A 14569-nucleotide genomic window follows, 5' to 3' on the forward strand; every position below is an offset into this window, starting at 1 on the left:
GGATTAAGTGTTTTTGGGGGATGTTTTTCGTGGGCGAATATAGTTTAAATTTTAAAAGAAAAATTATGGTAAATCTATAAAAGAGTTTTTTTAAGTAATTTTCGTTAAAGCACAATTTTGATTTTATTTATTAATCAAAATTGTGCAATTTAAAGGTGAAAGATGTTAGGCTTTTACTTTTCCAATTCCAATAGAAAATCTATAGCCAAATTGTAATTGATAGAAAGCTTCATCATTATCTTTTGTAGAATTATTAAAAGTTTTGAATCTTAAAAAAATAGCCTGTTGCTTAGTTTGCCCTGGAAAAAAATAAACTTCTGCCTTATTCTGAAAGACTGGAAAAGATTCTGGATCGATAATGTTTGGAATATCATTAAAGCTTTTGGCATTGTAATTTGTATATTCTGCAGAATAAATAAACCCAAAATTATTAAAACGTTTAAATTCTAGTGCAATTCCTCCACCAATTCCCAATGATTTATAATTTTCTGATTGATTATTTGTATTCATAATATCAGAGATTTGATATCTAGTTGTTCCATATATATTGACCTCAAAGGGATATTCTTTGGCAAACTTAAATGATAAAAAACTAAGATTTAGCCCCATTTGCAAATATGATTTCTCAAGAATTTCTAAAGGATTTTTAATTATTGATTTATTATTTTCTCCATCTTCAAGTGTCAAATATCTTATATCTTTATCAATTCGTGAGAAGTTGACAAATGGCGAAATTTTTTTGAAAACATATAGTGTAGTATTATTTGGATTGAATGGTGCAACATAAAAATCACCTTTACCTTCTAGTTGTATTACTCCGTTAGGAGTGGTATCACTAAAGAGCCCTAAAAAATCAGTATATGTTCTAAGTTCAACAATGTTTTGCAAAGCTGTGTTAGCTATCATTTTATATTTAACGGGTTGATTTTTATTTATTTCTATATCTTTAACTACAGTAGGGAACTCTAGAACTTCATCTTCGGGAACATAATTATTTCCAGGATTTGCGATATAGTTTAATACATCAGAAAGCCTAATTTGATAATATAAGAATTTGTTTTTATTTTTAATAGCTATTGGTTTTTCCATTTCTATAGGATTGCCATATAAGAAACGATTGTAGTTTTTTACAGAATATCGCAATAAGCTTACTGGATGTTGATTTTCAAAAAGATACTCTTTGTTATTATTGTCAGTAACTGTGAGTTTAATATCATATAAACTTCCTTCATATAAATGAATTCTAATATCCTTAAATTTTAATTTGCTTTCAACATCATGAAGTGTTTTCTTTCTAAATAAACCCCATAAAAAACCCTCTTTTCTAGTGTAATATTGATACTTTATTTCTTGCTCATTTTTTGGAATTATAAAGTCTCCTAGATAAGCTTCACTTTTGGCGTTTAGAATATCCTCGAAAATTATGTTTGCAGTTTGATTTTTAAATAAGCTGTCTTTTTCTTCTATAACTTTTCCTTTTCCAAAATAAAGATAACTTTTAGTATCAGAAACTTGTAATGAAGTTGTATCGTTTTTAATTGTATAATCAAGCTTTATAATTTTATCTATGGAATCCTGCTTTACTTTTTTACTCAAAAGAATATTGCTATGACTTAAGTATAGTTTGTAAATAGAATCTAGTTTTGATTTGTATTTTTGATTTTCTGTTAGTTGCTTGTCTATTTTTTCTTTTATATTTTGCGGAGGTGGAATATTTAAAAGTTTTTTACTTAATGTATCTAGTTTTGCCTTTTCACTAATGTATTCATTATTTAATTTTGTGAAATCAGATTTTAACTGTTCAAGTTCTTTTTTTTCCTTATCTGTTATTTCTTGTCCTTTAGTCAATTGTGAGAGGCTTAGAAATAAAAGCAATAGTAAAATTTTTTTCATAAATAATTTGTTTTTGGGTTTTTATAGTTTAAGACTTGTTAATAAAATGTTTTCAAATTTAACATTTGTTTAAGATCTTAAAATACTCCAAAAGATGTATTTATGAATGAAAATTTTACACCAAACCTTGAAGAACAGTTTGTTTAATAAGCTGTGCAGTGTTTTTGCAATTTGATTTTGCTAGAATATTGTTTCGATGTTTTTTAACTGTTAATTCACTAATAAATAGTTTTTTACCTATTTCGTTATTACTTAGTCCATCGCCAATATACTTTATTATATCAATTTCTCTCTTGGTAAATTGATTTGTAAAGTCAAATTGTATTTTTTCTTTCAAGGCATTCTTTTCAGAATTCATATAGTAAGATTTGGAGTTTTAAAAATAATAAAATTACTAAAACTCTCAACAGAAAAAGAATATGTTTTCAAAAAACAGGTATTTTCCCCTACTAAAAATAGTAAATTACCTTGTCAAATTACATTAAAGTTGCCATAATTTTATCACATTAAACAATGTGAAAGCCGAAAAGCAAAAGAGTAGGCACAAAACTAAAACATTAAAATTATGGAAACAGCTTTCTTTTTAGCAATGGGATGGTGCGGAACTAAATATCCGGGATGGTAGAAACGCTTTTTTAAAAATCCGCCACTGCCGCCAGACCCAGAACCTTGGTGGATAATCGGAACAATCGGTTTGGGATTAATTGCTGGCCTTGCAGGCGGAACATTCTTTAGTGATGCGATTCGTGACAGCCAATTTTTCTCTGGACAAAATGCAGTAGCATCAGGTCTATTTGCCTTTGGTGCCGCAAGTGTGGTAACAGGAGTGGCAACAGCGTTTAAACGTTAAAAAAAATGCCTCGACTTTAGGGATAGCGTCGAGGCATTTTTTTTGTTTTTTTATTTTTAAAATAAGTTGCTATAGATAATTTTAAGACCGAAAATGATACATATTACAGAAGAAATGATAATGAGATAATACTGCAGTTTTTCAGATTTCAATATAGTTTTGGTAAAAGGTATGCTGAAAAGTCCCGCAGCAATGAACATTCCTAAAATCGATCCTAAACCAAAAATTAATATGTACAATAATCCTTCTAAAGGTGTTTTCATCTGTGAAATCACTAAAATAACCAACGATCCACTTCCGGCTAATCCGTGAATTAAACCCACTCCAAAAGCTGTTTTGTAATTTTTGTTGCCCGAATGATCGTGCGGAAAAGCAGCTATAGGATGCGAATGAGTATAAGTGTGGGCATGCATGTGAGTATGCGTAACTCCATTGCTATGAGCATGCTCATGACTGTGATAATAAGTATGCGAATGTTCTTTTTTATAAAAAACTTTAGACAAACGATAAAGTCCAAGTATAATGAGCATTAAGCCAACTACAGCTTCTAGATAACTGAAGATATTTTCGCTGATCGAAATTTTAAACCCAATCATAATAATACCTACAATAAAAATAGTTGAGGTATGGCCAACTCCCCAATACATTCCATCTTTTAAAGCATCTTTAATTTTACTTCTATTGGTAACCAAATTATTTACAGCCAATAAATGATCTGCTTCAAAAGCATGTTCCAGACCTGCATAAATGGTAATTAAGAATCCAATCATCACAAATTATAAATAGTTATAGTAGGCAGCACATGCACCTTCAGAAGAAACCATCGGCGCCCCAAGTGGGTTAGATGGCTTGCATTTTTTTCCAAACTCAGGACATTCATGAGGCCTTTTATTTCCAGTTAGAATTTGTCCAGCAATACACGATTGATTTGCTTTTTTATTGCTAGTTGGAATCAAAAACTTTTGATTCGCATCATATGTTTTGTATTCTTCTCGAATTACAAGTCCACTGTTTTGGATAGCGCCAATGCCTCGCCATTCTTGAGTTCCAATTGTAAAAACAGTATCCACAACTTCTTTTGCCCGAATGTTTCCTTCTTCTTTTACCAATCTTTTATATTGATTTTCTACTTTGTGTTCGCCTTTTTCAAGCTGCAGAACAGTATGATAAATGGCCTGAACCATATCAGCAGGCTCGAATCCAGAAACAACAATCGGAATTTTATATTTTTCAGCAATTGGATAATATTCTTCTAGGCCAACTATTGTACACACATGGCCGGCTCCTAAAAAAGCATTAATAGTGCAAAACTCATCAGACAAAATAGCTTCCATGGCAGGCGGCACCAAGACATGAGAAACTAATAAACTAAAATTGGTCAAACCCAGTTTTTGGGCATATTGTACCGCTAAAGCATTGCTGGGAGCAGTAGTCTCAAAACCTACAGCAAAAAAAACGACTTCTTTATCTGGATTTTTAGAAGCAATATTTACAGCTTCGAGTGGCGAATATAAAATACGCAATTCACCGCCTTCTGCTTTTGCCTGAAGCAAGCTCTTAACAGAACCAGGAACACGAATCATATCCCCAAAAGAACACATAATTACACCTTGATTCATTAATTCGATGGCTTTGTCAATTAATGAAATTGGTGTAACACAGACAGGACAACCCGGACCATGAATCATTCGGATATTTTTTGGCAATAAATCGAGTAAGCCATTTTTTACTAGCGAATGTGTCTGTCCGCCACAAATCTCCATTATATTCCAGGGCTTTGTCGTTATTTTATGAATTTCGCTTATATAATGTTTTACCAACTCTGGATTTCGGTATTCAGAAAGATATTTCATTTTAGATAATATTTAAAAGCTTAATGGTAAAAACCAAAGTAGAATTGGGCTGAATCATTGGCGGAGCACCAATTTCTGCGTATGCCAGATCGTGCGGAATATAAATTTTCCAACTCGATCCTTCTGGCATTAATTGCAAAGCTTCCTGCCAGCCTTTGATGGTTTGCGAAATCTGCATTTTTTGTGGGCCAGAATCTTTAGTAGAATCGAAAACATTTTTGTTTAATAAATAACCTTCATAAATAACACTTACGGTATCTGAGTGCTTCGGAATTTCGCCAGTTCCTTTTTCTAAAATCTCATATTGAAGACCGCTCGGGAGTGTGATGATATTTTCCTTTAAAGCATTTTTTGCTAGAAAAGCACTTCCGATTTCGGCATTTTTCACTTTTAATTCTTCTTGCAGGAGCGCTACGTAATTATTAAAAATTTCGATAGAACGTTTGGGTGAAATTTTTTCAGTAGATTTTTCAAAAACAGATTTCATTCCGTCTGCAAAATCCTCATACATGATTTCTTCAAAACCAATATCTTTTAAGCTTAATGCCATAACAACTCCAGCAGAATACGAAATTTTATCCTTCTCTTCGGTCTTGCCAATATGTCCTAATAATTCTAAAATATCCATATTTTAATTTTTTAAATGTAAATAATGATTAAGCTGTCCAAAGGATATGTTTTCATCATTTGGAGATAACATTTCATGAAAATGTAATTTGTATTTTGGTTTTAAATGATCAATAATTAAATCGACGAAAACACTATTTTGAAATACACCGCCACTAAAAGCAATTTCTTTTGATTTTGAAAAAAGAGCGATTTTTTCGATGCACTTCACTAAGGTGTAGTGAAAATTTAGAGAGGTAGTTTCCCAATTTGTCTCACTCTTCGAAGCTTTAATAAGTTGTGTCAGCAATTTTTTTGTTGGGATTGTATTGCTGATGTTTTCATCCCGTAGATAATCTTTTAATTTAACGTGCGGTTTGTTGTAAGCTTCTTGCGCTAATTTCTCCAGATGCATTGCAGCTTCACCTTCAAACAAGATTGGATTGTGAAAACCTAAAACAAATGCAACGGCATCAATTAATCTTCCCATTGATGAAGATTTAATCGTTTTATTTTTAATGAGATTTGAATAAATTTTTATTTCGTTTGAATTAAAATATTTCCAAAAATGGTTGTTGCAATTGCTTATAGATAGAGCTGCAATCTTTGGATTTTTAGCCATTTTATCTCCCGATATCCAAGAAAAACACCCCAAATGAGCAATTCTTTTTATTGGTTTTTGACGGAGATATTCAAAAAATTCTCCGCCAAAAATTTCTGTCTCGCTTCCGTACCCAGTTCCATCCCAGATTACGCCTAATATTTTAGATTTATTCCACAATTTTTTTTCAGCCAGAATTGCTGAAAAGTGAGCCTCGTGATGCTGAATTTTATAATTTTCTATAGTGTCATTTTTACCTTTGAGATCTCTGATTATTTTATTGTTTTCATAATTAGGATGCTTGTCGTGAAGAATGCTATCTGGAGAAAAATTGAAGAAATTTGCATAACTGCGCACTTTGTTTTCAAATCTGTTATAAGTTTCATAATGTGCTAAATCACCAATATATTCAGTAGTATAAACTTGATGGTTCTGCGCAAGAGTGAGCGTGTTTTTTAGATCGGCTCCTAAAGCGAGCACTTTTTTATCTGTGCTTTTCGATAAAGGAACATCAAGGTTAGGAGCAAAACCTCTAGATCGGCGTAAGATTATTTTTTGCTTGTGCTTATTCGAAAACTTAATTACAGAATCATCCTGAGAATGTTGAATTTCTAAATCATGATGTAAAAAATAATCAGCGACTGTATGTAATGATTTTGTAGCCTCAATAGTGGTAGAACAGATAGAGGAGCCATTAAAATTGCCACTCGTAGCAATTAGAGGTTTCTGAAACAATTTAGAAATTAAAAACAGCGTTCCAGAGTTTGGCACCATAGCACCAACAGTATTGACATTTGGCGTTATTTGTTGTAGAGCCAAATCTAATTTTTCTTTTATGGATAAAATGACAATTGGAGCTTGGACAGAAAGAAGCATATTCTTTTCTGTTTTGTCATAGTGTAAATAATTTTCAATTTGAGGCAGATCTGTAAATAAAACCGCGAAGGGTTTAGTTTGCCTTTTTTTTCGATTGCGAAGTTCTTGAACAGCATCAGGGTTTGTTGCATCGCAAAGAAGCAGATATCCACTGTTATTTTTGACAGCTATTATTTTTCCTTCATGCAACTTTTCGGAAACAGTTTTAAAAATTTCTTTATTACTGCCACAAATTACATTTCCAGCATTATCTGTCAGTGAAATTTGTACACCACAGTCAGGGCATGAATTGGTTTGAGAATGAAAACGGATATCTTTTGGACTGTGATATTCCTCTAGACATTTTTTACACATTTTAAAAGACTGTAAAGTAGTGTTTTCTCTTTCAAAAGGAAATTTAGTTGCAATAGCATATCTTGGTCCGCATTCCGTACAGCTTATAAAAGGATAATAAAATCGACGGTTTTTGGAATCTAAAATTTCTTTCTTGCAGTTTTCACAAATTGCAAAATCTGGTGTAAGCAGAGAATTCACCGCTATGTTTTCTGCTGTCGGTTTGATCGAAAAGGTATCGAATTTTTCTGCAACTAAAATCTCTGAAATTGCAATTTGTTGAACTCTCGCATTTCTAGGATATCTTCTTTTTAATTCATTATAAAAATCATTTATAACGACTTCTTTTTCCTGCGCAATAATAAGTACACCAAACTCATTATTAGACACATAACCTTTCAGATCATGTTTTGTAGCCAAATTGTATACAAAAGGTCGGAAACCAACGCCTTGTACAATGCCAGAAATTACTATTTGAAAGGAGGGAATCAAAAAAAAGTGAATTATTAGTTTTTAAAATTTGCTATTTGCTGTAAAATCTTTTCAGTAACTTTTTGGATGGCATTATCTACTTTAGGAGAGAGTGTCATAGACATCGGTTCCATTTTAAGTATCGTGATCGTATATAAATAAATTTCGGGCATGGTATCGAGCATCGATAAAATGTCAACCATATCTTTAAGCCCGAAATTGTGTCCGCTCAACGAAACTGGAAAATCTTCAGAAAAGCGCGGTTTTAAAAGTGTTATTGTTCCTTCTTCTTTACCGTCCATTGTAGCATCTACAATAATGACTTTTTTATGATTTTCTATGTAAGGAATTAAGGTAAAACCACCAGTACCGCCATCTATAAATGAAATATTTTCTGAGAATTTTGTTTTGTCAATTCGATTTATAAAATGCACTCCAACGCCTTCATCTCCCATAAGATAATTGCCGATTCCTAGTACTAGAATTTCATTTCCATCAGTATGGAAATGATCTATTTTTTTTTCAATGACATCTTCTTGCATATTTCTTTGGTATCAAAATTAAAAAGCAGTTTATCATGGTAAATCCTGCTCAATATTTTCATCTGTTTTATTGATGCCCTCCTCTGTTTTTACTCTTTCAGTTCGTACAAATTTGTAACCGCTTACCATTGCAGATGTTTCACCCAAGCCTTCCAGCCAATCGTGGAAGAATACCAAATAGATATGGACTATGGCAAAGAGGATAAATGTCCAAGTGGTAAAATGATGTATTGTTCTAACATTGAGATCACCGCCTGCTAAATCAGTAACCCAACCAAACATTTTTGGGAAAAACCATGTCGAAGTTGGCGTATACATAGCAAAACCTGTAAAAACCATTATTAATGCCATGATAAACATCACCAGATAAGATGCTGCGGCCACACTATTGTGACCTACAGCGCCACTCGGAGCTCCATTTGTTTCTTCATTTTGCAAAAAAATGTCATATTTTACAACATGCCACATTCTTTTAAAACCTTCTTTTTTAAATGGAAAAAAGACACGCCAATTCGCGTATTTGTTTCCTTTAAAAGCAAAATATACCCTCAAGATCATGACCGCAACTAATAAATAGGCACATGCAAAATGGATTTCTCGAATGTAGCCAAGCCAAAATTGATTGGTTGCTTCTTGTTTGGAGATTATACCCGGCGGATTACCTATGATAAAACCTGTTGCAACTAATCCCGTAATTGCCCAAGCATTTACCCAATGAAAAACGCGTATCGGTAACTGCCAGATATAAGCTCTTTTATAATCGTTAGTTTTTGTTGGCATGCTGTAAATTTTATATTAAATAGTGCAAATTGAAATATCGTTTACTTCTTTAATAATGTTGCCGTTTTCATCGTATAAATGAACTGCACAAGCAATACAAGGATCAAAAGAGTGAATAGTTCTAATGATTTCTAATGGCAAATCTGGATTTGCAACTGGCGTATTCAATAAACTGCTCTCATACGGAGAACGCTGTCCTTTTGGATCTCGAGGAGAAGCATTCCATGTAGATGGAACCACTTGCTGATAGTTGGCAACTTTTCCATTTTTAATGACAATCCAGTGACTTAATGCACCTCTAGGAGCTTCTACAAGTCCAACACCTTGAGATTCTTTTGGCCAAGTTGAGGTTTCCCATTTCTCCATATTAGCCATTTTGGTATCACCGTTTTTGATATTCTGAATTAAAGCATCAAAGAATTCCAGATTCCATTCGGCTACTAATTTTGATTCTAAAGCTCTGGCAGCAGTTCTTCCTAAAGTTGAAAATAAGGCTGCAGCAGGAATTTGTAAAGTCGATAATGTCGAGTCTATGATATCTTTAAATTCTTCCCTTCCTGATGCGTAACCAACCAGCATTCGCGCAAGCGGACCAGCTTCCATGGCATGTCCTTTCCATCTTGGAGTTTTGATGAAGCTGTATTTTTGATCTACATTTAAATGCGTATATGGAGGTTTTGGACCAGTGTAATTAATCTTCGTTTCTCCGCTCCAAGGCTGTCTTCCTGTATTTCCTTCACCTTCATAATCGTACCAAGAGTTGTTTACATATTCTTCAACCGTTTTTAAGTCTCTTAAGTCTAAGTCATGAACCTTTGTTAGATCTTTATTTAAAATAACACCAGAAGGGAATTTGAAAGTATTCATATTGGTATTGTTATAGCCCTGAGTTGGAAAATCTCCAAAAGACATAAAATTATGAAAGCCTCCAATAGCTCCCCAATCTTTATAAAAACCTGCAATTGCTAAAACATCTGGTACATAAACTTGTTCTACAAATCGTTTTCCGTCTTCTAATAGCTGTCTAACAAATGCCAATCTTTCTGCATTTAATCCGCTGGCGTCATCTAGATTTATCGAGCAGGCCATTCCGCCCACTAAGAAATTAGGATGTGGATTTTTACCTCCAAAAATGGCGTGTACTTTTACAATTTCTTTTTGCCATTCTAAGGCTTCTAAATAATGAGCTGTAGCCATTAAATTGGCTTCTGGCGGTAATTTCATTTGAGGATGTCCCCAATAACCATTGGCAAAAATGCCTAACTGACCGCTGGCAACAAATTTTTTAAGTCGTTTTTGTAAATCTGAGAAATAGCCTGGTGAACTTTTAGGCCAATTCGAGATGGATTGAGCTAATTGAGATGTTTTCACAGGATCTGCATTTAGTCCGCTTAAAACATCTACCCAATCAAAAGCATGCAGGTGATAAAAATGCACTACGTGATCGTGCAGGTACAAAGCACCAAGCATAATGTTTCTTACAATTTCTGCATTTGGCGGGACAACAATTCCCAATGCATCTTCTACAGATCTAACAGATGCTGTTGCATGTGTCGCAGTACAAACACCACAAGTTCTTTGCACAAATGCCCAAACATCTTTTGGATTTCTATCTTTTACAATATTTTCTAACCCTCTAACCATTGTAGAAGATAAAAAAGCTTCTTTTATCGTTCCATCTGAGATTTCTACTTCGGCTCTCAAATGTCCTTCAATACGTGTAATAGGGTCTACTACGATTCTCTCTGCCATGTTTATTTTTTATAGATTATAAATCCTCTAAATGTTTTTCGTTTTCAGTTCCCTGATTAATTCTATGAGTAAGTTCTTTTCTTTTAGATATATTAGAAATAATGGCATGTGCACCAATTCCAGCCGCAACTCCTCCAAGAGCTATTTTGCCTAAAGTGTCAGCATTTGCTTCAATATTGCCCGGATTCACTGCTGCATCTCTAGAATAGAAACTTCCTGCATCCCAGAAATCATTGGCACTACAGCCAATGCATCCATGTCCAGATTGAATAGGATAACTTACACCACCATTCCATTTCATGTTACCGCAAGCGTTGTATGTACTTGGTCCTTTACAGCCGACTTTATATAAGCAGTATCCTTTTTTGGCATTTTCATCATCAAAGCTCTCTGCAAAAAGTCCTGCGTCAAAATAAGGTCTGCGGTAACAGCTGTCATGAACTCTTTTTGAATAAAAAGCTTTCGGACGCCCAGAACTGTCTAATTCTGGAAGTTTTCCAAATGCAACCACATGCACAATGATTCCAGCCATAACTTCTCCGATAGGAGGACAGCCAGGAACATTAATAATAGGTTTATCTGTAATGATTTTGTGAATAGGAACTGCACCCGTTGGATTTGGTTTTGCAGCCTGTACACAGCCAGACGTTGCACAGCTTCCCCAAGCAATAATTGCTTTTGCTCCAGCTGCCGCTTCTTTTAAAATTTCTACAGCACTTCTTCCACCAATACAGCAATAATTTCCATCAGCCCCCATCGGAATAGAACCTTCTACACAAAGGATATATTCTCCTTTATATTTATCCATTGTTGCTTTTTTAGCTGCCTCAGCCTGATGTCCAGACGCAGCCATAAGAGTAAGAGTGTAGTCTAAAGAAATTTTGTCCAGAATAATATCAGCAACGATAGGATGGTCCGATCGAATGAATGATTCACTGCAGCAAGTGCATTCTTGAAAGTGTTCCCAAATAACGGGTAGTCGAGGAGTAGTTTCTAAAGCTTTAGTTATTTGGCCAATTGCCGAACTTTGAACACCCATGTAAGCACCTATATAGGCAACAAACTTTAAAAAATCCCTTCTACTGTAGCCTTGCCTTTCTATACTATTATAATAGGTCTCGTTGCTTTTTTCTTTTTCCTCCATACTGATACTGTTTATTAAAAATGCAGTTTTAAAAACTTTGGTTTTACATTTTTTGAGGGTTTAAAATTATTTAAACATTTATTTCGCAAAACTGATAATTGTCAGTTTTTACTTTCTTTTTTGTTTTTACCTTGCGAGGTTGAAAAAAATATTTGTAATAAAAAGAAATCATGCATGAGCTTTCTGTAGTTACCTCAATTGTAAAAATTGCCGAGCAAGAAGTACATAAAATAAAAGGGAAAAAAGTCTTAGAACTTTATTTAGAAATTGGAAAGTTATCGGGAGTAGAAATAAGTTCTTTTCATTTCGTTTGGCCGCAATGCATTAGCGGAAGCGTTTTGCATGGCTCCTTATTATATGTTGAAGAACCAATTGGAAGAGCCAACTGTGCCGAATGTGAAACGGAGTTTCCGATAGAAAAAAGTTTTGACAGCTGTCCAAAATGCAATAGTCCATTTAAAGAGATACTGTCAGGAAAGGAATTAAAAATAAAAAAGATAATTATTAAATAAATTTATATATGTGTACGACTTGCGGCTGCAGTTCTGATGAAAATGAAATACGATTTACCAAGATAGGCGATAAAAACTCCTATTCTCATTATCATTCTGGACATTACCACCATCATCATCACGAAGACCATCATCATGAACATCATTTCGATCACGACCATGATAATGATAGTCACGACCATGACCACGACCATATTCATGATCATCATCACTCGCATGAAATTAATATTGTGCAGCTTGAAAAAGATATTTTATATAAAAATCAATTGACAGCCGAGCGAAATAGAGGCTTTTTTGAAGCCTTAAACATTTTTTCAATTAATCTTGTCAGTTCTCCAGGCTCTGGGAAAACTTCTTTGCTGGAACGAACGATTTCAGATCTGAAAAGTAAAATCGCATTTTCTGTTATAGAAGGCGATCAGCAGACAACGAATGATGCCGACAGAATTCATAAACTGAATGTTCCTGTGATACAAATCAATACAGGGAAAGGCTGTCATTTAGATAGTGAGATGATTGCGAAAGCAGTTAAGGAATTAAAGCCAGTTCAAGATTCGGTATTGATGATTGAAAACGTTGGTAATCTGGTTTGCCCTGCGATGTTTGATTTGGGCGAACTGAAACGAGTTGTAATTATCTCGGTTACAGAAGGTGAGGACAAACCACTTAAATACCCAGATATGTTTTTAGGTTCACAAATCTGTATTATCAACAAAATAGATTTGTTGCCCTATTTAAAATTTGACTTAGAAAAATTAAAAGAATATGCTAAAAAAGTCAATCCGCATTTGACCTTTTTTGAGGTTTCGACAACTTCAGGAGAAGGGTTATCTGCTTGGTATGAGTTTTTAGCGCAATCTATAAAACGATAAATATGTGTTTAGCAGTTCCTGGTTTATTAGAAAAAGTTGTAGTAGAACTTGATGAAACTTTCAGAATTGGAAATGTTTCTTTTGAAGGTATTATTAAAGAAGTTAATCTGGCGCTCGTTCCAGAAGCAAAAGTGGGCGATTATCTTTTAGTGCATGTTGGCGCGGCTATTGGAATCATTGATGAAATTGAAGCTAAAAGAACGATGGAAGTCCTGAAAGAATTGGGCGAAGAAATTTAATTTTTAGCGAAATGAATAAAAATAAAGAAGTCATTCATTTACATCACGGAAGTGGCGGTGAACATATGACTAAATTACTGAATGAAGTAATTTTTAAGATTTTGAAAAATGATATTTTAGAAGTGCGTCATGACGGCGCATTTTTAAATATTCAAGGAAATTTGGCATTTTCTACCGATAGTTATGTTGTGTCTCCTATATTTTTTAAAGGTGGAAATATAGGCGAACTTGCCGTAAATGGTACTGTGAATGATCTCTCAATGTGTGGTGCGGTTCCTAAATTTTTATCTCTGGCATTAATTATAGAAGAAGGTTTTAGTCTGGATAAATTTGCGGAAATCATTAAATCTATAAAAATTGCGGCAGATAAGGCTAATGTGCAAATCGTTACAGGTGATACTAAAGTTGTAGAGAAAGGAAAAGGTGATCAAATTTATATCAATACTTCTGGAATTGGAGTAATTCATGAAAGGGCAGTTATAAAAATTCAAAACATTCGAGCGAATGATGCAATTATTATAAATGGACCGATCGCTTCGCATGGAATGGCTATTATGTCTGAACGCGAAGGTCTGGAATTTGAAAGTGATATTTTGAGTGATACTACCAATTTAAACCATGTTGTGGCAGATTTAATAGAGAAATTCGGAGATAAGATTCATTTTTTAAGAGATGCTACACGAGGCGGACTTGCTTCGGTTTTACACGAAATAACAACAGAAATTAATTTTGGCATTTCCATTTTTGAAGAAAAAATAAAGGTAGAGAATCAGGTGAGAAGTGCCTGCGAATTGCTAGGTTTAGATCCGCTGTATGTTGCCAATGAAGGTATTTTTGTTTGCATCGCTGCGCCTGAAATCAAGACAGAAGTTTTAGAAATTTTACAAAAAGAAAATGAAAATGCTTCAGAGATAGGTTTTATTACAGCTGAGCATCCTTCAAAAATAGTTATTGAAAGCAGTTTTGGAGGAAAAAGAGTTGTGAATCCTTTGGTTGGTGAGCAATTGCCGAGAATTTGTTAAAGGTTTTTGTTTGCCACGAATTTCACGAATTTCACGAATTTCATGAATTTCCACGAATTTCCACGAATTAATCTTTGCATTTTTAAAATAGCCACAGATTAAAGGATTAAAAATGATTTTACAAAACTTTGATGTTTTTAATTAGCAAACAATTAAAAAATTTGTGAAAATTAGTGAAATTCGTGGCAAAAAAAAACGCTCGAATTTTATCGAGCGTTTTAGT

Annotated in this window: 15 protein-coding genes; 5 read left to right on the forward strand and 10 right to left on the reverse strand. The window is 33.8% G+C overall.

Annotated features, from left to right (window positions below):
• Positions 1-165 precede the first annotated feature (165 nt).
• The gene (locus tag AC3E9W_RS07115; protein ID WP_488767758.1) at positions 166-1893 is read right to left on the reverse strand and encodes a hypothetical protein; all 1728 of its coding nucleotides are present in this window, start codon (positions 1891-1893) and stop codon (positions 166-168) included.
• 115 nt (positions 1894-2008) lie between these two features.
• A complete protein-coding gene (locus AC3E9W_RS07120; protein ID WP_488767759.1) occupies positions 2009-2251 on the reverse strand; it encodes a response regulator transcription factor in 243 nt (80 codons plus the stop codon).
• A 336-nt stretch (positions 2252-2587) separates the two neighbouring features.
• Between AC3E9W_RS07120 and AC3E9W_RS07125 the strand changes: the two genes are divergently transcribed.
• Positions 2588-2743, forward strand: a complete 156-nt coding sequence (locus AC3E9W_RS07125) for a hypothetical protein (protein ID WP_488767761.1) — start codon at positions 2588-2590, stop codon at positions 2741-2743.
• Between the two features lie 56 nt (positions 2744-2799).
• Here the strand turns inward: AC3E9W_RS07125 and AC3E9W_RS07130 are convergent, their stop codons facing one another.
• From AC3E9W_RS07130 to AC3E9W_RS07165, 8 genes are read right to left on the reverse strand one after another with little or no spacing between them, the layout of a single operon-like run.
• Positions 2800-3513, reverse strand: coding sequence for an urease accessory protein UreH domain-containing protein (locus AC3E9W_RS07130; protein WP_488767762.1), 714 nt, complete (start codon positions 3511-3513; stop codon positions 2800-2802).
• A 6-nt stretch (positions 3514-3519) separates the two neighbouring features.
• A complete protein-coding gene (gene hypD, locus AC3E9W_RS07135) occupies positions 3520-4596 on the reverse strand; it encodes a hydrogenase formation protein HypD (protein WP_488767764.1) in 1077 nt (358 codons plus the stop codon).
• Position 4597: 1 nt separating this feature from the next.
• Positions 4598-5224: an FKBP-type peptidyl-prolyl cis-trans isomerase gene (locus AC3E9W_RS07140; protein ID WP_456896262.1), complete on the reverse strand. Its 627-nt coding sequence runs from the start codon at positions 5222-5224 to the stop codon at positions 4598-4600.
• Between the two features lie 3 nt (positions 5225-5227).
• Positions 5228-7504, reverse strand: a complete 2277-nt coding sequence (gene hypF / locus AC3E9W_RS07145) for a carbamoyltransferase HypF (RefSeq protein ID WP_488767766.1) — start codon at positions 7502-7504, stop codon at positions 5228-5230.
• Positions 7505-7518: 14 nt separating this feature from the next.
• Positions 7519-8025: a HyaD/HybD family hydrogenase maturation endopeptidase gene (locus AC3E9W_RS07150; RefSeq protein ID WP_488767767.1), complete on the reverse strand. Its 507-nt coding sequence runs from the start codon at positions 8023-8025 to the stop codon at positions 7519-7521.
• Positions 8026-8058: 33 nt separating this feature from the next.
• On the reverse strand, positions 8059-8805 hold the full coding sequence (gene cybH, locus AC3E9W_RS07155) for a Ni/Fe-hydrogenase, b-type cytochrome subunit (protein ID WP_488767768.1): 747 nt from the start codon (positions 8803-8805) through the stop codon (positions 8059-8061).
• 15 nt (positions 8806-8820) lie between these two features.
• On the reverse strand, positions 8821-10557 hold the full coding sequence (locus AC3E9W_RS07160; RefSeq protein WP_306160193.1) for a nickel-dependent hydrogenase large subunit: 1737 nt from the start codon (positions 10555-10557) through the stop codon (positions 8821-8823).
• Between the two features lie 16 nt (positions 10558-10573).
• Complete coding sequence (locus tag AC3E9W_RS07165) at positions 10574-11701, reverse strand: hydrogenase small subunit (RefSeq protein WP_306160191.1); 1128 nt, start codon at positions 11699-11701, stop codon at positions 10574-10576.
• Between the two features lie 170 nt (positions 11702-11871).
• Here AC3E9W_RS07165 and AC3E9W_RS07170 point away from each other — a divergent pair, with 170 nt between their 5' ends.
• From AC3E9W_RS07170 to hypE, 4 genes are read left to right on the forward strand one after another with little or no spacing between them, the layout of a single operon-like run.
• A complete protein-coding gene (locus AC3E9W_RS07170; RefSeq protein WP_488767769.1) occupies positions 11872-12213 on the forward strand; it encodes a hydrogenase maturation nickel metallochaperone HypA/HybF in 342 nt (113 codons plus the stop codon).
• Between the two features lie 8 nt (positions 12214-12221).
• On the forward strand, positions 12222-13085 hold the full coding sequence (gene hypB / locus AC3E9W_RS07175; protein WP_488767770.1) for a hydrogenase nickel incorporation protein HypB: 864 nt from the start codon (positions 12222-12224) through the stop codon (positions 13083-13085).
• Positions 13086-13087: 2 nt separating this feature from the next.
• Positions 13088-13324, forward strand: a complete 237-nt coding sequence (locus AC3E9W_RS07180) for a HypC/HybG/HupF family hydrogenase formation chaperone (RefSeq protein ID WP_456896277.1) — start codon at positions 13088-13090, stop codon at positions 13322-13324.
• Positions 13325-13335: 11 nt separating this feature from the next.
• Positions 13336-14346, forward strand: coding sequence for a hydrogenase expression/formation protein HypE (gene hypE, locus AC3E9W_RS07185; RefSeq protein WP_488767771.1), 1011 nt, complete (start codon positions 13336-13338; stop codon positions 14344-14346).
• Positions 14347-14569 lie beyond the last annotated feature (223 nt).

It is taken from the genome of Flavobacterium sp. 38 (assembly GCF_057799715.1).